We start from the raw sequence: 20,991 nt of genomic DNA on the forward strand, positions 1-20,991 counted from the left end.
AATTACCTTTACATCTAACACAAATTCATTCATTAAATCATGTGCAGCTGATTCAATACCATTACGCACCATTTTTTTTAAAGGGTAGCCAGCACCTGAATTACGCTCTAACCTTCCTAAGCTTTTAATTTTAGAAACGGGATCATTAGTCGATTTTTGCCAGTTAGACCCATTCCAACCATAGACCCCATTGTTTTCGATAGTATCGGCCCAGACCTCTGCTAATCCTTCAGCAGAAGGAACGCCGGATGCATTCAATTCAGATAATGTTGCAAAAGGCCTTCGTCCCTGCACCAATGCATTAAAGCTGTCCATTTTATCTTTTACATCTTTACTAATTGATGGTTTTAAAACGCCATCAATGCTAACGGAATCAAATTCATCACCCATTAATATGTCATTTAGTGCTTGGATATTTTTTTGAAAGTCAGTCATTAGTTGAACAAAATTATTACTCATTCTTTCAATTCTCTTTATAATAAAGTGACATAGATGCACCAGCGACAAAATCATCAATTGTCATCGGTGACAGTATTGAAGTCACAATGGCCTCATCTGGACTGCGATAAGCTTTACGTATCTCAATAACACTTTTAAAAATAATATGGTTTAACGTTGGCGTTTCATCATCAGCGGGATGAGTAGTAAATCGGCATTCATGATCAATAAGTTGATCACCGACTTTGATCGGTAAATTAAACCAGGTATTCCCACCACTCAGCGCATAATCAATGAAGCCAATAAAGTCATTACGCTTGTCGAGGTTAAGTAACCATTGCGCAGTCATTTTGGTCGGTACACTATTATTTATACGTCGTTGTCTAGCGTGACCTGAAGCCATTGGAGTGCGTAAAATATTGGGTTGGCGTTTTAATGTATAAGAATTTAACTGAGGAAGACCAAAGGTTTTCACAGGCCAATCGATTAACATTAACCTATCTCCTATTTAGTACTTAATAACCTACGCGCTGGAAGTTGTAAGTCTGCTCTAAAACCAAAGCTGCATCGCCACCACTACGAATGTTTGCTACAAAAATATCAATACTTTGCTCGCCATTTTGCGCCGTTTCTTGCTGCACTTGACCTGCTAGCTGAGCGTTTTCGATAAGGTTGATGGTGACGTTCGGTGTAGTCGCTTTCTGTGACATATTTGGGATTGCACCTTGCTGCATTGTCATCACAGCGCCATACATCTGATCTAACTTTTGTGCAGAATCATTGGTGTAGACCCGCTCGCCTTTGTCGAGTAGCCATGTGCCCTCGTTAGGGATGGCGTCCATACCACTGTGAGCCATGCCAACGACACTTGATGCCGCTAATGTCGATATTGATGCCGCAATTGGCGCTGTTACTCCTATTGCAGCGGCCATGGCGGCTGGCGCGGCGGCGGGTCCAACAATAGGGATTGCTGCCGTTGATGCAAAGGCATTTAAACCTGCCTGTAAGGACGCTGCAGCCGCATTACTGGCTAACGCCGTCGCGCCTGCCGTGGCCGTTGATTTACCAACCAACATTTGAACCGCTTGATACACTAACCACTGCGCCGCCATATCACCCAACATACGTACAACGGTTCGCGACATGCCTTCCATCATATTTTGAACAGAATCGCCAAGGGATTGAGAATCAAAGATCATCTTTTCAAAAGTTTGACCAACACTTCTAGAAAGATGCTCTAAACTCGATGCAGTCAAATCATTCATGTTGACCGTCACTTCTTCTAATGAAGCAAGATACCGTTCCCAATACCCTCTATTTTGCTCAGCTAATAATGCTTGCTGCTCTGCCTGATCTTGACGCTCTTTTTCTCTCGCTTCTGCTTTTACCGCCGATTCTTTTGCTGCTTTAAGTTTGATCTGCTCTAGCTCTTGATCCGCTTGCGTCTGGCTTAATTGCAAGTAGTGTTGCTTCAGTGCATGGATAGATTCAAAACCAGATTGTTCAATGGCAACTTTTGACAGCACCATATTGCGAACAATCTCGTTACGCGATTGATAATCTAACTCGATTCGTTGTTGCTCTGATGCCATTTGACGTGATAGCGCTTCAAAAGACTGAGCCCCTGCTTCTTGCTTTTTAGCCAGTGTATCGGCTTGGCGTTGACGTTCTCTTTCGACTCGATATTTTTCAGCGGCGGCTAAGGCATCATTTTCTTTTTTAGTCTCCTGAACTCTTGCCTCTTCTATCTTATTCATTTGTGCAATGGTAGCTTCCAGCTCATTTTTAAGCTGCGCTGCACGTCTGCCGTTGCCTGCCGAGTTTGCTAATTGCCGCTCAAGTTTGAGTTTATCTGCGAGTAACTGATTCATTTTCAGCATGGGAGCTGGATCTATTTGATCAGAAATCGACTTCATACCCGCCGCTAAGGTATTAAAAAACCATGTGGCTCCGTCACCCGTTTTGGCAGTATTAGCAATGGAAAGCATCATCTCATCCCAGCGCTGGCCTAATGTATCCGCCGCGCCTGCTACACCGCCCGCCTCAGCGCTACCAGCTCCACCTAATTGCGCTTGCAATGCTGCTAAAATCAATCGTTGAGCCTCAGCGGTTTTCCCTCCTTGAACCATGACTTCAATTTTCTGTTTTTCAGCATCTGTGAAGCTGACCCCCGCGCGGGTCATTGCATTGATCCCCTTAATAGGATCTTCTAATGCTTTACCCAGCATCTTGGCGTTGCTAGTCATATCGCCACCAAGAACTGCTGCCATGTCTTGTGACATTCTTAACGAGTCATCAAATACACTTCCTTGCACAGCTTTAAATGTTTGTAGCACGTTAGCCGCTTGTCTCGCGCCCGATACACTTGCTAGAGTGGATAACGCCACATTAGAAGCCAAGGCTTCAATTTGCGCCGCTGTTCGACCTGCACTGGCTCCTGTTGATTTAACAATGGCCTCAGTCCTAAGCTGACCTTGCTCATATTCACTAAACACTTTGACAGACTGAGCCACCGCAACAGTAAGCGCTGTTATAGCCGCCGTTGCCACCAAGCCAGCAGGTCCAATACTGGTTAAGCCGCTAGCCATGATATTAAGCCGGCTAGAGACACCGCCCATAGGTCCTGTCACAAACGCGGCACTATTCGCCGCCCTTCTCAACCCTTGCGATAAGCGCGTCGTAGCATCATTAGCCGCTTTAGCATCCTTCTTAAACTTGGTCGTTTGTTTGGCGGCTCCTTTTAATTCCTTTTGAAATTTAGCGGACTCTAGATCCATTTTTGCGACTAAATTCGCGAACACTTGTTGTGACATTAATTAAGTTCCTCGCGCATAGCCGCTATTTCATCTTGAATAGAAATGGTTGGAGATTCAGGTATAGGTTGAGATTTCGATAGGGGGCATTCGGTTTGTTGTAATTTGTAATAAGCGAAATATTCCGTGATTTCACTGCTCGATAATCGATTTAACAACTCATTTTTGGTGCAGCCTAAGTCAAGTGATAAACGCATTAAAAAACGTTGCAGAGGCCGCGTTATGAGTTTTTTTCAGCCTCCTCTAATGTCTCAACTGAAATGTGTGACAACTTGTTAGCAACGTCAAACAAGCGATTGACAACAATACTCGACTTACCACTTAACTTTTCTATATCATCACTGTTAAATAGTAAATCTCCACCTTCATCAACAAGACTTCTAGAAAGTAATTTAATTTTAAAGTCAGTAGATTGATACTCCCCATCAACAAGCATGCTTAGCTCGTATTCTTCACGCTGTTTACCACTGAGTTCTTGTACACGAACTGTGCCTCCCCACTCTGGCACATCAACATTTTCATAGGATAAATCAGCTTTTTTTAAAATACTTTCACGGCTTAATAGTGTCATTAGCTTGGCTCCGTCCATATGGTTTTACCGTTTTGTTTAGCTTTAACAGTAAAGGTCACAGCGTTATCTTTTTCGGGCTCATTCATCTTAAAACCCAGTAATAACAAATTAAATTGAGCAGTAGTTCCGTCAATATAAGCAATCATAAAATCACATCGTTCATTCGCTTTTGCGGTATCACGAAAACGTTTTTGAACTGGATCCTTTGCTTCATATCTAACGGTGATTTCTTTCTCCTCCCCCTCACCAATTCCTGCCATATATTGCATTGAGGTATCGGATATCTCTGTAATATCAATCGCGGGTACTTCATCACCGGCTGAACCGATCGCGTTAACGCCAGGCACACGCGTATAACTAGCTGACTCAGTCATATCTGACATTTGAAACTGAGTGCCAGCCCCTAGAATAGGCATATGTAACTCCTTTAAATTGTTGTGACTTGAAATTTTAATGAGCTGGTTTGAATATCAGGTTCACTGTCTAAATCATCACCTGACGCACTCACTTGAATAAAGCCGATGTTGATTTCATCTACTTGGCCGTGATAACCATTTAAATTAAATAACGACTTTTGGATCGCTTTCACTTCGGCATAAGTCTTGGCCCAAATATCAACATCAATAGTCGTACGAATGATCCCCGACGGCATACAATCTAAATCTACATCTTCACTAGATAAAGAGGTTTCATACGTTAGCGCAGGTAACGACGCATTTTCATTTCGAAAAATAGGGGTAATACAACCCACTATTGACGGCACCCGCTCATTGATTAAATAGATTAAAGCGGCTTCTAATGTCGCTATCGCCATTACCTTTTACTCTCCTTAAGCGCTTCTATCACAATACGCTCACGCAACCTTATCGATAACTTATTTAAAGATTTACGATAGTTGTTATTCCACGCTGACTGCATGAAAGGCTTAGCTTGAGTACCAGGATGATGGACACGGCTATAGACCTTATTTCCATAGCCTACTTTTTTACTGTTCTTTCTCCCTTTAAGCGTTTTTTTAATGCCAGGTATATCATGAGGCTTGGTGCCTTTTTCAATAAAGTTACCGATATAAGCATCCCTGCCCAGTACACCAACCAACACCGATGCAACAGAACGCGTCGCCCCTTTACCCAAAACCACTTTTGATTTAATTGATCGCCTAACTCGCTCGCTATTGACGTTACGCCGCGCCGCTGTTTTAACCGGTGATGTTGAGTGATTTAACGCACGACGCAAAGCACGACCACCCGCTTTTTGCCCAAGTGCCACGAGTGCATCCTCCATCTCTTTAAGACCTTCAATTTTCATAACATTCCCCTAAAAGTCTGCAAGAACGATCCGTTAGATTGGAAGAAAGCTCTGTCACGTCATAGCGTCGCCCTGCGTATACAACCGCATCATTTATCGAAAAGTTGGCACGGTAACGCATCATTAATTCAATTTGATAGCGTTGCTGCAGCGCACCTCCAATTTCAACCCGATCACACGTTTCACTGACTATTTCAGCCCAGGTATTCGCCAACCGTTCCCACGTATCTAATTCTTCACCGTATTGATTTTGCGTCGTGGTTTTACGCTCCAGCGTGATGCGTTTATTGAGTTTTCCGGCCTGCATCATATTGGCACCAAGCGATAAGGATCGAGTAAATACTGAATACCCAATGGGATTTTATTCACACGTTCTGACGTGGTAGCTTCTCGATTGATATAGAAATGACCAATTAACAACTTGATAGCAAGTTTTGTTGACTCATTGATCACCATCGCATTATCAGGCGCATTTTCATCAGCATCTAGATCTTCTGAACTTGCATAAAGCTTACGTCCAATGTCTGCTGAAACCGCTTGTGAAGAAGCCAAGTTAATGCTTTGTAAATAAGCTTCCTCGGCTTCACTTAGTGTTTCATCTTCCAACTTCACTTGGTGTTTTACTTCTTCCATGGTGAGCATAATTAACCTGCCTTAGGCGCAACATACTTATCTTTTTTAGCTATCTCAGCTTTGACTAACTCTTGTGCTGTATCGCTATCAAATACCGCAATATCACCCGAATAGTAATGCTTCCACGGTTTAGTAAATTTAACCGCCATAGAGCCTACGTTTTTTTCATCTGCCATCATTTCCGCCTTTAAAAATAAACATGAAAATTAATATCTTATTGAATGCCCCATTTCACATTAGTCGCAATCGAGCAGGCTCTATCATGTCGCAAGCCGAAGTCATGTTCAGCGATAATACGAATGACCGTTTGATCACGAGAAAAGGCGCTGACTAGTTCGTCATTATCCATATAAGTGGCCTCTGTTGAGACCGCTATACGATATTGCATAGTGTCGGCTATGAAGGTTTGGCTAAAATCATTGAAATAAATTTCTGACTCATTGCCCCCGCTGCCTAAATTTTCAGGGAGTTGATTAGTAAAATCGACGGGATAACCTTTTAGTCTGCCGTTCGCCATCTCTGGATAAGCCTTATTACCATTGCCATCACGTAATGCTTCAAGGTAAGTAAATACAGACGGTGACATAATCCAAGCGTTCTTAAGCATGGGGACATCAGCTAATCGTTGTTTTTTGATTAAGCTGCTTAAAAACAGATCGACGGCCTGTAAGTTTGGATTAATAACGGCAACGTCTCCCGCTGTTGCTGGAATAATATTTAATGCATTGGTTTGATGGCGCAATCCAGTTGGCGAATCTCCACCACCATCTGAACGTAAAAAAGCCGTATCTTCAGCGAGTACCACTGTATCGATAAGATCGTCTCTTACTAATTGCGTCGACCCTCGACTCGCCTGGCGAATTAAATCATTAGAGATGGGCGTTAATCCTGTGAGTTTTTTAGCACTAAACTTCATTTCGCCAAATGTTGGTTTCGTCGTTTTGATGTCGCTGCCTTCAACACCATAGGTCGCTGAACCACGGCCTGTTTTACGCCCCATAGTTAGATTGCCCGCAGGCATAGGAATTGAGCGTGCTCCTAAGCGCCGAATAACTGTCCGCGGTTTAAGTAGCTCTATCATATCCGCTGAATAATCTTCATGTACCAACACGCCAGCACTATCAGGTGTTTGTGTATCAATTGCGGCGGCCATTTCTGCATTATTAAATTGATTTTCGGCAATTTGAGCGGAGCGCTTTATATCCCCACCACCACCTGCAACGCACATAGCATACATGGCAAACTTTTCACCGGGTTCAAGTTCTTTTTTGGGTGCTACATGGGCATATACACCAGCATAGACTGGTGCTGCTCCCGCCGCTGAAGCTTGCTGTGCCCGCTCTTGACGCACAATTTTTTTATCAAGACCGTCAATACTGGCTTCTAATTGCTCAAATTCTGCTATTTGTTCAGCAGATAACTCTTCCTCTGCTGATAGTTCAGCTTCTTGATTTGCCAGCACTTGAATTTGCGCTAACTTATCGGCTCGAGCACGTTTTAATTCTGCTAATTTCATTTCAATTAATTTCCTAGTGGTTAAGAGTGATAGCTTTGGCTCGACGGCCAATACGTTTATTTGATTGAACAGACCTAGGTAACAGTGCCGCTAGAGCCGCTTTAGCCGAATTGACTTCATCAGCGAGCCCAATTTCAACAGCTTTAGCACCGACATAGAGCCCAGCTTGAGTATCTTTTATTAACTGAGTCTCCATGCCTCGAAAACGGGCTACAGTATCAACAAACAACTCATAGCTTTCATTAACACTTGACTGAAGTCGTTCATGAGCTTCATCTGATAACGGTTGGTTGGGGCTTAAGTCAGTCTTTTTTTCACCGGCAAAAACAGGGGTCACTTTAATACCCGCTTTTGCATTTGCTTCACTGCGATCAACATGCTGAGCAATCACACCGATTGAGCCAACGCCACCGGTTCTCGGCACAATAATTTTGTGAGCTGCACTCGCCATTAAAAAAGCCGCTGAGTAAGCGGCTTCATTAACAATGGCTATTATCTGTTTTTCTTTTCTTGCCGCATAAATGCGTTCAGCCTGATCAAAAGCACCAGCAACCATCCCCCCGTGACTGTTAATATCTAAAATAATGGTTGATACATTAGGATTGGCTAAAGCCTCATCCAACTTGGCATCAATACCAGAGTAAGAACATGCACCCGACATGGCATTTAAACCTGTCGGTCTATGGGTTAAAGTTCCACTCACAGGAATAATTGCTGAGCCTCTGGGCGTAATAAAAGTTGCGGATTCACCTTTATTTACAACGCCACTCATATCGATTTCAACACCTGAACGGCTTAAATATACATTCATTAGAGTGTCAAACTTTCCTTCAGAAAGCATGACTGGCTCATTAAATAAATGCGTCGCGAGTAATGATATTTTCATTACTTATCCTTAGTTACGGTTATATTAGGGTTTTCGTACTTATCACCGCCTTCATAAGGGGACATATTTTCTTTGCGGCGGGCCTCGTTCGGACTCATTATTTTGCTTGCTATTGCGACACTATAACCTTCCATTCGGGTTTTAAAATCTGCACGCACTAACGAGTCAATGAGATATTCAAAGTAATAAATATCCTGTTCATCTTCAAATAACAGCGAGTTATTTAATTTCTCTTCCCACCGAACACACCATGGATGCAGTGCATTACTGGCATGAAACTGCTGTTGATGCTCAATATTAGAAAATGTCGCGTTATCTAAAGCGCCAATGAGATGTGGAGCAACACGTAAAAAACCACTTATCTCATAACGTTGAAATGTTCTTGTTTCTAAAAACTGGCTATCTTCATTAGATAAACCAAGTTGGTATACCTCCATTCCCTCCGCAAGGACTGCAACTCTGTTAGCCTGATCGACACCACGATGGATGTCTTCCCAATCTTTACGGATGTTAGCCTTTGCTTCTTTACTTAATTTACCAGGGTGCTTTAATGTGACACCAGGATGTGCCCCATTACCGAAAAAAGTAGCACCATGTTTTTCTGTCGCAATACTTAAGCCTATACTTTCGGCCATCAACTTAACCAAAGAAAGCCCTAACTTTCCGTCTTTACTAAGTCCTCTCAGATGCAGTATATCTTCACTAGGCGCTATGCCCTTTCCATTACCAAGATCATAAAAAAACTCACCACCGTCTGTTTCGAGCATTTGTACAACATCAGGATCTTGTGGTAACAACGATATGGGTATACCAGCATTATCTCGTATGATCACAGCATAAGCATTCCCCCTTAACAACACATGAGATTGCATCAACTCTTTAAATTCAAAAGGGGTTTGATAATGATTAGGCCGTCGTTTAAGTAACTTATAGATTGGATGGTTCACAGCTCTTTCTCTACTATCCCCCGCTCTTTTATAAAGAACAATGGGCATTTTTGCGAGATCTTCGGTGATCACCCTAATGCAAGAAAGCACTGCACTACAGGTTAATGCAGTATCTGGAGTAACCTTAATACCAGTAGTCGTTGGCGTTCCTCCACCAAAAAAGTTAAAAAAACCACTATCATCTGGATTATCTAATGTCGCCCCCTTTAATGCTGAAAAAATACCCATGGTTTACCTTTTGTTTTTTGGTTGAGCATTAGCTTTAATCGCATATAAAACAAGCAACATACCACAGACAATAAACCCTGCTGGCGGCCACGCTAGCCAGCTGCCGTAGCTTAGCAAGCTAAGACCAATCAACCCTACAATATCAATCAGCAAGGACATAAATCACACTCCGTAATCTTCATCTTCATAAGCACTTCGTCCTTCTCCTTCATTCAGCATGGCTCGCCCTATGCCCATGATTGATGCTACCGCCCCATCAATTTTTTGATGGGGTTTGTCTTTTCTTGGAAATACATTTTCATTGGCATCTTCTTTTGAAACGACATTCGAGATCATCCAGGTTAATACTGGATTACCATCATGATGGAAACGCCCAGCTCTAAGCGCTGCTTCCATCTCTTTCATTGCAGGTGATAAATGCTTAGTAACCTGTGGGATTTTAATCACATCTAACCCTTCGGCTGCCAGTTCCTGTGCTAATTGAGCCGAATTCCAAGGGTCGTAAGGGATTTCTTTCATATTATGAACCGCTGTAAGCCCTAATATTTCATCTTGAATTTCATTAAAATCTATCTCGGCACCATCGGTTTGTTTGAGTGCGGCACCATCGCAATTATCCCAATGAGTATTCAGCCACTGCTGATACAGTTTCACATTTTTTTGATCGGGGTCGTGGATAGTATCTTCGGGTAAAAAATGGCGACTAAATACGTAATAATGCAGTTGCCCATCCTCCTCACGCCGAGCAAAGATAATCACCACTGAACAAACATCGAGCTTCGTTGCTAAATCTAATGAAATCCAACAATCACAACCGATAAAATCATCAAGCCGCAAAGTTAGGTCTTCTGCATTTTTCCAGTCTTCAAGATTATAAAAAGCACTGGAAGCATTGACCCATACATCTAAGTGTTTTGTTTTAAAAACATTAGTATACCTTGGATTGCGAATAGCTCTTTTTTGTTGGCTTTCTAGATAATCCCGATTAACAGACACGCCAAGATTCGGATTAGCTTTTTCAAGCACTTTAGGATCAGTCCAGTCGTCCCCATCATCAATGGTATAAATAATGCCGAATAACTCATCATCTTCAATTGCGCTTGATAAGACTTTGACCAAATCATCGTGCATGTCTTTACAGGGTCCCGCGATATTAGAGCCTGCTGTTGTTATAACAAATATTAACGGTTGTTCCCGCGCACCAACTCCTGTCGCCATGGTATCGAACATCTCAGGACCATCATGTTCATGATATTCATCAATGATAGCCCCGTGAGGTGAACTACCATCTGGAGGATCACCTATGATCGGTTCAAAAATACTTCCATCACCACGCTCTAACTTTTTCGCCATCACGTCTATGCCAAATGAAGACACTAATTGAGGGAGAGCTTTAGCCATTTGACGCGCAGGTTTGAATACCTCCCATGCCTGCCTTTCTGTTGTTGCTCCGCAATAAATTTCCGCACCATATTCGCCATCGGCACAAAATAAATAATGCCCATTGCCAGCGGCTATAATCGATTTACCATTTTTTCGTGGCACTTCAATATAGACATAGCGAAAGCGGCGCGTCTTATCACGGCGTCTCATCCAACCATAAATAACCGTGTGAATAAAAAGCTGCCAAGACTCTAATGTTATTTGTCGATCTTTAACCGGCTTCTTAGCCCATTTTCCTTTGGTGTGAACTAACTTTTGAATAAAGCGACATACCCGCTCAGCACTCGCTTTATCAAATCGATAAGCCCAGGACTTATCATCCTTAGATTTTTTTAAATCATCTAAGTGACGCTGGCAGGCTTGGCGAACATATAAGCACGTATTTATCCGACCGCTAACCACATCACGCGCATATTTGTGCGCGGCGTTAACATTCGGATATCTCACAGCCATTATGTAAACTCGCTAAATTCATTATCCCCTGAACCATTGCCTCCACCACCGCCTAAAAGCTTGGTGCGACTAAGTGGGTCAAGCCCCAATAAAGAACCTGTACGCAACATAGCTGCAAGTGCATCTTGCCTAACATTAACAGCCGGATGCTTTTTCTCACCACCCATTGGTGATACAACCGTTATCCCATCTTTTGTAATTAATAATTCAGATTCCAAATACAAAGAAAACGAATTGCAATACACAAGTAAAATAGCAGCATCGGCTAATGTCATGACTCCACGCTGGATCAAAATTTCAGATTGAGTGTTCCAAATATCAATTGCATATTCATCTCGCAATGACGAATGCGGCTCTATTTTGGTTAATTTTTCATTAGCTGGCGTTATCGATTCCTTAGCATTTTTATTTTTGGATCCACCACCCGAGGCTCGAACTCCAGACATAATCAACCCAAATAAAAGTTAGTAAATTGTTAAATTAAAGTTAATTAAATGATCCGGTAAAAGTTCTTATTATTCACGAATAAAAATTGACTTAAGCAGACGGTGCTGTAGCGAAAGGCTGTAGAGATTAACCCCTCCCCCCCGTCTATTCATATGTCATCAAATCACGAACAAACGCAGAGATAAGCTGAGATAATTAATCATTCAACCACTATCATGTTGATGTTCTTTTAACTCATTACGACAGCATTAAGAACACCTCAGACGGTGCGAATTTATCTAAATAATTGCGCTTAAACTTTTACTTTGATCATCGTTAAACGGACACATTAATCATTAATGTATGACTTTGACTGACGTTAACCAGGTGACTTTAGCCTTTCATGTGCGGTTTTTGATCTATGACACGGCTTGCAAAGTGCTTCTAAATTGCTCTCAATGTCTGTTCCGCCATGAGCTTTGGCAATAACGTGATCAACATCGGTAGCATGAGTCGCGATACCTTCTCGCCTGCAACACTGGCATAAGTACTTATCACGATTAAGTATTAATAGTCTTAATCGCTGCCAATCCTTACCATAACCACGCTGTTCTTTACTCCGGCCAGCGTGGTGAGTTTCCCATCCTAAACTTTTATGCTTATCACAATGACGTGTTGTGGTTAATGCACCACATCCCGCAGCAGCACAAGGCTTACGCATTCTCGGTGGCATAATCAACCTCATCCATTTTTAAGCTGTTGCTCGAGTAACTGTACTGCTAAATCATGTTGCTCTTTATCACGCTCAGCCCGCTCATCATCACGCTTATCCTGTCTAACTCGATACATCCAATTGATAGCAAATGTCAGCACAGCCAATCCGATACTTGCAGCTAATATCCAATCATTGGTTGTTAACACACTACCTGCTGCTGTCGATACTGATGCACTATATGCAGCGGTGCTTATAGCTTTTTGAATAGTTGGCTCACTCATCGCTTACTCTCTACCCAATGGGTTAAACGTTGCCAATCAGCATTACATCCTTGAAATTTGGCGATTAATATCAATGTGTATTCAGCTAACTCAGCATTACTTTTGACTGAATAATTAGGAACTAAGCAATCAACAATCATGTTGTCAGGGGGGAACACATACTCGGTCTTGCTGACCGTTATCGTGCGAACAATTGGCGGCACGCTGGAGCAGCTGAGCAACATCATTAGGCACAGCAGTATCACCCCATCTCTGCAATGTTTCATTAGACTTTACCAGTTGAGTTAATTTAGATTTAGCTACTACTAACCGTTTGTTAATTCGTTCTTTCTCTATCGCATTCTGTTTATTGAGTGCCGCAGATAAATCTAATTCAAGCATCAACTTATGCCGCTCAGCTTCTTGTGTTGCGACAACATCGGATAATGCATTCAAATCGATAAGCAATGAAGTCTTTTGAATTTCTAACGATTCAATATTTGTCTGTGCAACATCTAACTTCAGTTGCAGCATGAGTCCGAACGCCACCGAACCAGCCAAGGCAAATATCAAAATAACAAAGGTTTTATTAAATGGATTAGGCATCAAGCCCCCTTAAGCAAAGCTGTCTCTCCGATTGACGTCTTTTGATTAAACCTTTTAACTTTTTGCCACCCGCATATATCCAACGAAGCAGCTCATGACATGCGCCCACCCTATCACCTGCTAATAATTTCTTTCGCAATGTGGAATCTGCAAACGCTTGATGGCCTACGTTATAGATAAAACTCAAGTAAGCACCGTGTTCGCTATCGGTAAGCGTCACGGGGTGAGTTAATTTCATCAATTTATAATTGTGTTGGCTTAAGTCAGTTGCTAACTGTTCTAAGCACTCTTTCTCTGTAAATGTTTGACCGTGCTTTAAATCTGTTCCTGTATGACCATAACAGCTAGTTAAAACCCCGATTGGATCTAAATAACTACTAAACACTTGGCCTTCATACTCAGCTATTAATGCACCACCGCCAGCAACGCTTGCAGCAAAGCCAAACATCATCAACGTTCTAGAAATATTCATATAATTATTCACTGGTTAGTGATTGAAATTAGAAATAGCTATAATGCTGGTAATGATTCAACCCAATCAAGAACATCGGACAGCGTGTCAAACTCGTTATTTTGTTCAGGGGAGGCTACTTCATCTTTCATGTATATCTGTTCTACCGTCTCTTCTGAAATATCGATATCCCACCCATTGGCATAACCACTAGGCGTTGGACAACCTCTTACATACTCAACCCTTTCAACGGGTATGTTTTTTTTAGTAAGTGCTGATTTAATCTTTCTGGCGCTCATGACTTGTCCTTTTATATAGGCATAAAAAAACCCGCTCGAGGCGGGTAAGGAATGCAAGGTCAATTTAGACGGCTCATTTAAATACAACAACTTCGAGCTTATAAATATCCTAGCGTTTTCTATGGGAAAAAAGCGGCAAAATCTTGCCGCTTTTAGGTAAAATGGTGCCGAATCACTCTTTTTTAGACTAAAACTGCCCCTATTTCACTCATTTGGGTATCAAAAAAGGTCACTCAACTGACACCCCGACCTATTTAACTCAACCAGTGAGAACAAAAAACATACAGCGATTGCATACTTCTCTTAGGCTGATGCAATGACCTACCCTCTAGCCCTTGCTGTATCTGTGTTTGAATAGGCGAGCAAAATCAGGTTGATCTTAGGAATGTCTTAAACTGATTACAGTATCAAAATGAATACCTCATAATATCTCATTAAAAAGGAGCATCATGATCAGGGTTTTATTACTTTTTTCTTTTCTAGTATTTACTTTGAATGCTAGTGTAGTTTTCGAAGCTGGTAATCCCTCTCCTTTACTTAGTAAAGTTAAAGTAACCTCCTTAGGAAATATTCATGATGGTGATAAATTCAGAGCATATTTATCCGATAGAAGTGAAAAATAACGGATCCAGGTACGAGGTGTGGCAGTAGTTTGTATATATGTGAAAGTGAGAAAAAAGCGGCTATAAAAGCTAGAAACTTTGTACGCATTTATTTAGCCTGCGCAAAAAGTCATATTAGATGATCTTGGACGGGAAAAATATCAGCAACTTCTGGCTAGTGTCTATATTGATGGAACCAAGCTATCAGACGTGCTAATCAACAAGGGATAAGTCGAATTGGCCAGGTAAACATGAGGACTGGTGTAATTAATAGACTCAAGATAATAGCCTCTTGATGTACTAAGCAGTGTGAGGGAAACTTTCCTCTCAAACTATTCAATCAAATTTATTAGTTTGTAGTTCAATATTAACCTCTATCAAAAAGATCATGAATATCATCAGAGTGATAAGTTATATGATTACTCATATCACGATTGACTTCATGTTCTAACTCTTCACTTTCAATTGAACCTATATTGGACTGAATAACTGCATCGATGTCACAACAATAACTTATTTCCTCAAGCTCGGTTTTTTCAAAAAATATATCTAAATCTAAAACTTTGTTTTCAATATAACTTAATATCTCAATATCAATATCAATATCATTAAAATCGTCACATCCATATATATTCAATTGGATACCTTCTTCAATAATATCATTAGTTATATTTTTTGAAAAAAATTCAATATATTGTTTTTTAAATTCAGAGGTAAACATATAAGTAAAATTCTCGACTAAAGAAATAATCTTTGATAATGAAATAAATTCATCGAATGAACTCTTATGACTTGTAATCCACCATTCCAACTGCAGTAATAGTCTAGGGTCATCACAATTTATGAGATCCGATTTAAATACCAAGTTAAAAAACTCAAAATAATCACTTCCTAAGCAAAAATATTCTTTATCTAAGCAGTAATCAGCTAAACGAAAAATATAATTAACCGTTCTATCAGACAAAGATGATACATTATCAAATGATGCTAAAATTATTAACTGATACGGATCAATTCTCACTTCATCACTTTCTAGTGAAAACCTCATAATCTGAGATTCTAATATTTTATAATAAAATTTCTTACTAATAACTTTAGACCCTACAAGGCTCTGTAAGTTTTTTATTGATTGCGGAGTTCTCAAACAAAAAAGAAGCTCATCAATATAGTTAAAATCATCTAAATAATTAGTTATTACAAAATCAGCTATTGATGGGTTAAATAAGTTGTATAGAACCTTATCTGAAGAAATAATCAGTCTATTCAGCAGTGCCCCAACCAACAACCTAACAACTGCATCATAGCTTTTGTCAGCATTAACAATACCCTTCCTTGAATTTAGCCTATAGTAAAGGGTTTTTAAAGTATCTTCAGATATTGCTTTACCGTGCAGAGATATCGCTATCGTAATACTCCTTGACAACTCATCAATTTGTACATCAAATACATGCCTCCATATATCCTTAGGGTTAGATAATATATTCTCAATATGATCCCAATAGTTTTCTGGAGGAACACTTAAAAGACGATGAGAATCTGTAATAAATGATATAATTCTAGGATTGAAATTATTATGTTTTATTATTTCCAAATACCTTTTTTCTTTATATATTTCATTAATATAACTTTCATCAAGCTTACCAAACCATATATGATTATATAAGATTTTAGCTTTATCGAATGAGCTTAATGAAGTAATGGATAGTTCATATTCATTTTTATCAACTTTATTAATATAAAAAAGTTCACTCAGCCTCTTACCTTGATTCAAAATATTAGTTCTAGAAGTAAGAATAAATCTTTTTTCACTATCTCTCTCGACTCTTTTTATAAAACTAATAATATGTGAATCTTGATGTGAACCTAATGCTAGTATGAAATTTCGCCCAAGAAAGTCATCAAAGTAAAAAATTTGTTTCGCATTTTCCTTATAAAACTCCTCAGCTTCATTTAATGAATTCTCGATAAAACAAAACTCGTAGTTATTAGCTGTATAGAATTTACATAACTGATCTGCTAGGGAGGTTTTACCTACACCAGGTGCTCCTGTAATGATAATAGAATGAACCTTTTCAAGCTTTTCCATCGCTTGAGTATGATTTTGGGTCATCACATAATGATTAGAGTCATCAATAATTTCTTGAAGTTTATGCTTACTTCTACCTATTATTGCTGAATTTAATATTGCTTCTAACACATTGCTGCTTGTCATCCATAGTTTATAATGTTTTTTTTCTAATAATGGATTTTTAGCTAAAATATCATTTAGATCCTCGTTACCAAAAACATCTGATTCAATTTTAACAAAAGGTGAAAATAATTTTTTTATTTTCATCTTATTTACCCTTGATAGAGTAAGTGATGTAACAAAAATATATCGTGTAGGATTGAGTTTACGAACCTTTTCTATCTCTGTATTAGTTATAGATCTGAGCAATGCAGTAAGACCCGACTTCAACCAATGTTTACACTGAATAACAACTTCATTATCATCAGATGAAAAAAAGCGCCCGTCTACACCAGCATCACGACCAGTTTTAAAACGTTCAACGTGACAGCCTAGATGGCAAGATAATAAGTCAGTTGATAACAACTCAAATTCTTTATCATTTAAGCTACTAAAATCATAGTCCTTCATTAAAATCGCCCTTATTAACTTTATAACAATAAAATCTAACAAAATACCAAAAAAAACAAAGTAATACAATAGACTAGTAGCCTAATAATAGTTAATTTACTCTCTCTAGATAATTAAAAAGCTGTATTGGAATATCAAGTGGTTCAATATAATGAACCTGTTAACCACCGACTTCAATAAATTCATCACACTCAGGGCATTCAAATATATCAGCATGAATTACACATTTCATTGCAACACATCTGTTTTTACGAATAAAGCAGGCGGGGCAAGGGCTTTGGCCCTTGGAGTAAATGGTTTCGTAATATATGATTGTACTATCCGAAATAAAGATCCCCGTATTCTGCATGATTGCAATTTCATCATGTAAACATTCTCTGAACTCCATGTACATAACAACTTCCCTGTAAACATCACAGAGTAATTATAGCAAGTCAGGAATTGACCAATGATAACACCCATTATCACTGGTCAGTTTACTAGCTATAACTCTTTTATTATCATTCAAAATAAGTATGTGATTATTCTGTATAGTTCGATGAAAAAAATTAAATTACCTATATCATCAGTCAGTTAAAGATGATATTTTCTGTATGTAGTTAATTATCATGCTGTCATTGGGGGGTCATTTGACAAAAGAAATATATAGTTGCTTTGAAAATTATGAATTTTTCGGCGAGTTTTTTGCTGATATCGATTGTAATAGCGGCAGATTTTCGGGAAAGATTAAATATTCACCTGAGAATGGATTACAGTTAGAGTATTGCCTATCTGATAATGGGGCGCCTTCTTCTTGTGATAGATTATTTGGTATATTGAATAACGGTAAACTTTGCACTTTAGTTGGCCCGTTTGATTTTGAAAGTGGTACTCATCATCACGGTAAAGTTCTGGTGAAATCAGGTTTACATGGTTTCTACTATTTACTGATAGACTCTTTCGTTGAAAAGCATGAAACTGTGAAGTTAACACACTTCACTTTCAATGGTATGCAGGAATTTATTCATCCTCAAGGAAGTACTAATCAATTAAAATATCAATTAGAACCTATACTTACTACAAATGGAAACAACTGGGAACTAGAAGTAGAAAATACAGCTACTCACTCTATGGTTGGAGATAACTTAATCAACCTTATTGATTCAAACGATCAAGAAGCTAAAGAAAAGCTAGAATTAGCACTCAAGAAAATAAAAAATGATCATCCTCAGTCTTCTTTATATCTAAGGAAGTCTTTAAAATATGCATTTAAATACAAGTCTGAATTTAAATTAAATGCTGAAAAAACTATAGATGAAATAACTAAAATAGCAGGACTATTTTCAATATTATTGTCTTGCCCAAAGTTTCCAGAAGAGATGTTTTTTTATTTTGATGATAATAAAAAACAAGGTGTTCATGTTCTTAATAGTATATGTTTAGAGCATCGTACAATCCGACTTGCTCAAAAGGAAATTAGCCATCAAATGATGCCGTTAAATTGGAAGCAACTTGATATGAAAATAGTATTGAGTCGTTGGTTTGATTTGTATGATGACTTTCAAGTTATTTCTGTATCACATCAGTATGAAACTGGATTTAGAACTCTTCATTATACTTATAGTGATATCATTTTATATTCAACTCAACTTGAAGCTATTAATAAAGATCTTGGAGGGGAAAGTAAAGAGAAATATGCTAAACCTATTGAAATGTATGCATCAATAGACTTGAAGTTGAAGCTTGAGACAATATTCAAAAAAATAAATAAGCATGAATTAGGAAGTAACATATCAACATTAAGAAATGAATTAGCACATGTAGGAATACCTAAGAACATGATGAAAAAACTATCCATCGAAGATTACATGGAGATTGGACATGTTTTAAAGCTTATTGTTGTCGCTCATTTATTAAAGAAGTTAGATATATCAAAAGATAATATTAATCAATATCAAAATCGTCTCATATCTTAGGGTTACTGTTAATTTGTTAATTTCTTAATTTAGAGTATCTAGCCTCTAGAGCTACACATTCTACAAAAGTGCATAGGTAAAAAGTTTTCCAAAGGTTATTTCCTCCTTTAGAAATCTAGGCTCCATGTCCTGTCAGGTAATTGACATCTCAGAAAGGTCGAAAATTAAACACAATGCCGGATAACTTCAATTCAGGTACTTACTATTGAATATACTAGTGATAATGAGCATTATCACTAGTAGAAGTAATGGGGTTAATCGAGAAACTTATAATTATTTACAACATAAACTGAACTATGAATTATTTGATAAAGCTTACTGTTTATATAGTATAATTTATTCAAATTTTTAGTTTGTGTGAGAAAATAATGCTCACTAGGTAACGGATAGGAACTTTAGATTACTATGAACCAAGATGAAATTGAAAAACTGAAGGAAAAAGTTAAGAAAATTCTTAGCCCTATCAGCTCTACTGTAGATAAAAAAACCGAAGCAGATAAAAATTTCTTATTTTCAGCTGTTCGAACTGATGCTGGAAATTCTTTGCCTCCATACTACATTGTTTATTTCTTATTTGTTGATTTACTTAATTATAAAAACTTAGGACGATTTGAAAAAGTTTCTTGGTCAGTTCCTATCGATTACAATGGGACTCCTTATCTCCTAGAGCATCGAAAGTTTGGATTTGGATTATTCGCCGCTGATAAAGAAAGCCAGGAAGCAGAATGCAAAGAAATCGTAAAAAAAATATCTAAAGCCGTTGTGGCTGCTCGACCTTATTTTGAATGGTTTGCAAGTCAATCTGTTAAAAGCTCAGATTTAAACGTAATGAATCACAGTTATAGACTTCATCGACGGTATTTGTTTCTTACAAATGAATATGAAAAGAAGATTAAAGAAGCTGAGTCAAGAAAAGATGAAATAATACGTACTGAATATTCTGTCAATTCATGGGGTGTAGAAATACCCTTTTATAGACTTAAAGCCGAAGCCGAATGGCTAGCTATTTCTACAATAGATGCGTTTTACAGTTTCACAGAACATGTTTTTATTCATGCTGCAATTCTTAAAGGAAAATTAGTTACTGGCGAGGATGTGGCTAATTTAGCTGATAAAGATTGGGGGTCTAAGTTCAAGTCATGTCTTGATGTCGAAGATATAGATATCAAGAAATATTATGATCAACTAGTATCGATTAAGCGACAAATTAGGAATTACATTGCTCATGGAGCATTTGGTAAAAATGGAGAGGCCTTTGAAATCCACTCTGATGTTGGTGCTGTCCCTCTGCTTATGCCTCATCAAAAAGGTAATTCTCGATTTTCCATGGAAAGTGGGATTGAGTTTAATGAAAAGGAAGCAATACAGCTAATTACGAAGTTTATGGATTTTTACTGGGAATCCAACACTTTTCCAGAAATACTCTACATACAGAGTACCCTGCCATCCATTCTTCCTTATGCTTCAGATTCTACTTATAACAAAGCGATGAATTCAGTTAAAGATATGGAACAGTTTATTGAGCATCTAGCAACAGCGTCCGATAATGCTTCAAACATGGACTGGTAGACAATATCGAATAATCGCCCCAATCGAGATTGGCTTTTAGTTAGAATAAACGTATACCCGACTTTTCCTCATTATTTATCTTATTTACCATAATAGAGATTGTGCGTCGCGCGGGTTTGGTATTTGTAGATCCAATATAGTAATGTCACATTTCCCCAATTTAGAGATGTCACATTCTGCTATGCTGAGTAGACATAATCCAGCATATTAGATTGGTGTCATGTTAATTACGAT

General features: G+C 38.8%; 27 protein-coding genes. 2 read left to right on the forward strand and 25 right to left on the reverse strand.

Features of this window, described 5'->3' with window-relative positions:
* The 25 genes from L2764_RS19995 to L2764_RS20110 all read right to left on the reverse strand — a co-directional run.
* The coding region (locus L2764_RS19995) for a hypothetical protein (RefSeq protein ID WP_248942119.1) at nt 1–459 on the reverse strand (459 nt) is incomplete at its 3' end.
* 4 nt (nt 460–463) lie between these two features.
* Nucleotides 464–931: a hypothetical protein gene (locus L2764_RS20000; RefSeq protein ID WP_248942120.1), complete on the reverse strand. Its 468-nt coding sequence runs from the start codon at nt 929–931 to the stop codon at nt 464–466.
* Nucleotides 932–953: 22 nt separating this feature from the next.
* The gene (locus L2764_RS20005; RefSeq protein WP_248942121.1) at nt 954–3,251 is read right to left on the reverse strand and encodes a phage tail length tape measure family protein; all 2,298 of its coding nucleotides are present in this window, start codon (nt 3,249–3,251) and stop codon (nt 954–956) included.
* A complete protein-coding gene (locus tag L2764_RS20010) occupies nt 3,251–3,448 on the reverse strand; it encodes a hypothetical protein (RefSeq protein ID WP_248942122.1) in 198 nt (65 codons plus the stop codon). Before L2764_RS20010 ends, L2764_RS20005 begins: the two co-directional genes overlap by 1 nt.
* A 23-nt stretch (nt 3,449–3,471) precedes the next feature.
* A complete protein-coding gene (locus tag L2764_RS20015) occupies nt 3,472–3,822 on the reverse strand; it encodes a phage tail assembly chaperone (RefSeq protein WP_248942123.1) in 351 nt (116 codons plus the stop codon).
* On the reverse strand, nt 3,822–4,238 hold the full coding sequence (locus L2764_RS20020) for a phage tail tube protein (protein WP_248942124.1): 417 nt from the start codon (nt 4,236–4,238) through the stop codon (nt 3,822–3,824). The genes L2764_RS20015 and L2764_RS20020 overlap by 1 nt, the downstream gene beginning before the upstream one ends.
* A gap of 11 nt (nt 4,239–4,249) precedes the next feature.
* The gene (locus L2764_RS20025) at nt 4,250–4,636 is read right to left on the reverse strand and encodes a hypothetical protein (RefSeq protein WP_248942125.1); all 387 of its coding nucleotides are present in this window, start codon (nt 4,634–4,636) and stop codon (nt 4,250–4,252) included.
* Nucleotides 4,636–5,130, reverse strand: a complete 495-nt coding sequence (locus L2764_RS20030; protein WP_248942126.1) for a hypothetical protein — start codon at nt 5,128–5,130, stop codon at nt 4,636–4,638. The genes L2764_RS20025 and L2764_RS20030 overlap by 1 nt, the downstream gene beginning before the upstream one ends.
* Nucleotides 5,120–5,440 (reverse strand): phage head closure protein, encoded by a 321-nt coding sequence (locus L2764_RS20035; protein ID WP_248942127.1) that lies wholly within the window; start codon nt 5,438–5,440, stop codon nt 5,120–5,122. The genes L2764_RS20030 and L2764_RS20035 overlap by 11 nt, the downstream gene beginning before the upstream one ends.
* A complete protein-coding gene (locus L2764_RS20040) occupies nt 5,437–5,772 on the reverse strand; it encodes a head-tail connector protein (protein ID WP_248942128.1) in 336 nt (111 codons plus the stop codon). The genes L2764_RS20035 and L2764_RS20040 overlap by 4 nt, the downstream gene beginning before the upstream one ends.
* A 2-nt stretch (nt 5,773–5,774) precedes the next feature.
* Nucleotides 5,775–5,942: a hypothetical protein gene (locus tag L2764_RS20045; RefSeq protein ID WP_248942129.1), complete on the reverse strand. Its 168-nt coding sequence runs from the start codon at nt 5,940–5,942 to the stop codon at nt 5,775–5,777.
* A 35-nt stretch (nt 5,943–5,977) separates the two neighbouring features.
* Nucleotides 5,978–7,279 carry a phage major capsid protein gene (locus L2764_RS20050; protein WP_248942130.1) on the reverse strand — a complete coding sequence of 434 codons (1,302 nt, stop codon included), beginning with the start codon at nt 7,277–7,279 and terminating at the stop codon, nt 5,978–5,980.
* Nucleotides 7,280–7,292: 13 nt separating this feature from the next.
* Nucleotides 7,293–8,165: a S49 family peptidase gene (locus L2764_RS20055; protein ID WP_248942131.1), complete on the reverse strand. Its 873-nt coding sequence runs from the start codon at nt 8,163–8,165 to the stop codon at nt 7,293–7,295.
* Nucleotides 8,165–9,340, reverse strand: coding sequence for a phage portal protein (locus L2764_RS20060; protein WP_248942132.1), 1,176 nt, complete (start codon nt 9,338–9,340; stop codon nt 8,165–8,167). Before L2764_RS20060 ends, L2764_RS20055 begins: the two co-directional genes overlap by 1 nt.
* Before the next feature lie 3 nt (nt 9,341–9,343).
* Nucleotides 9,344–9,499: a hypothetical protein gene (locus tag L2764_RS20065; RefSeq protein WP_248942133.1), complete on the reverse strand. Its 156-nt coding sequence runs from the start codon at nt 9,497–9,499 to the stop codon at nt 9,344–9,346.
* 3 nt (nt 9,500–9,502) lie between these two features.
* On the reverse strand, nt 9,503–11,236 hold the full coding sequence (locus L2764_RS20070) for a terminase large subunit (protein WP_248942134.1): 1,734 nt from the start codon (nt 11,234–11,236) through the stop codon (nt 9,503–9,505).
* Nucleotides 11,236–11,682, reverse strand: coding sequence for a phage terminase small subunit P27 family (locus tag L2764_RS20075; RefSeq protein WP_248942135.1), 447 nt, complete (start codon nt 11,680–11,682; stop codon nt 11,236–11,238). The genes L2764_RS20070 and L2764_RS20075 overlap by 1 nt, the downstream gene beginning before the upstream one ends.
* Before the next feature lie 359 nt (nt 11,683–12,041).
* Entirely contained in the window at nt 12,042–12,395 is a 354-nt protein-coding gene (locus L2764_RS20080) for an HNH endonuclease (protein WP_248942136.1), read from the reverse strand.
* Between the two features lie 8 nt (nt 12,396–12,403).
* A complete protein-coding gene (locus tag L2764_RS20085; protein ID WP_248942137.1) occupies nt 12,404–12,658 on the reverse strand; it encodes an HP1 family phage holin in 255 nt (84 codons plus the stop codon).
* Entirely contained in the window at nt 12,655–12,885 is a 231-nt protein-coding gene (gene lysC / locus L2764_RS28295; RefSeq protein WP_376708460.1) for an Rz1-like lysis system protein LysC, read from the reverse strand. The genes L2764_RS20085 and lysC overlap by 4 nt, the downstream gene beginning before the upstream one ends.
* Nucleotides 12,803–13,243, reverse strand: coding sequence for a hypothetical protein (locus L2764_RS20090; RefSeq protein WP_248942138.1), 441 nt, complete (start codon nt 13,241–13,243; stop codon nt 12,803–12,805). The genes lysC and L2764_RS20090 overlap by 83 nt, the downstream gene beginning before the upstream one ends.
* Nucleotides 13,236–13,715, reverse strand: coding sequence for a lysozyme (locus L2764_RS20095; protein WP_248942139.1), 480 nt, complete (start codon nt 13,713–13,715; stop codon nt 13,236–13,238). The genes L2764_RS20090 and L2764_RS20095 overlap by 8 nt, the downstream gene beginning before the upstream one ends.
* 38 nt (nt 13,716–13,753) lie before the next feature.
* Nucleotides 13,754–13,993, reverse strand: coding sequence for a hypothetical protein (locus tag L2764_RS20100; RefSeq protein ID WP_248942140.1), 240 nt, complete (start codon nt 13,991–13,993; stop codon nt 13,754–13,756).
* A 969-nt stretch (nt 13,994–14,962) separates the two neighbouring features.
* Nucleotides 14,963–17,233, reverse strand: coding sequence for an nSTAND3 domain-containing NTPase (locus L2764_RS20105; RefSeq protein ID WP_248942141.1), 2,271 nt, complete (start codon nt 17,231–17,233; stop codon nt 14,963–14,965).
* Nucleotides 17,234–17,393: 160 nt separating this feature from the next.
* A complete protein-coding gene (locus L2764_RS20110) occupies nt 17,394–17,627 on the reverse strand; it encodes a hypothetical protein (protein WP_248942142.1) in 234 nt (77 codons plus the stop codon).
* A 235-nt stretch (nt 17,628–17,862) separates the two neighbouring features.
* Between L2764_RS20110 and L2764_RS20115 the strand changes: the two genes are divergently transcribed.
* Together L2764_RS20115 and L2764_RS20120 are read left to right on the forward strand one after the other, a co-directional pair.
* Nucleotides 17,863–19,188, forward strand: a complete 1,326-nt coding sequence (locus L2764_RS20115) for an ApeA N-terminal domain 1-containing protein (protein WP_248942143.1) — start codon at nt 17,863–17,865, stop codon at nt 19,186–19,188.
* Between the two features lie 405 nt (nt 19,189–19,593).
* A complete protein-coding gene (locus tag L2764_RS20120; protein WP_248942144.1) occupies nt 19,594–20,757 on the forward strand; it encodes a hypothetical protein in 1,164 nt (387 codons plus the stop codon).
* The last annotated feature ends 234 nt before the right edge of the window (nt 20,758–20,991 follow it).

It is taken from the genome of Shewanella surugensis (assembly GCF_023284005.1).
Taxonomy (GTDB): Bacteria; Pseudomonadota; Gammaproteobacteria; order Enterobacterales; family Shewanellaceae; genus Shewanella; species Shewanella surugensis.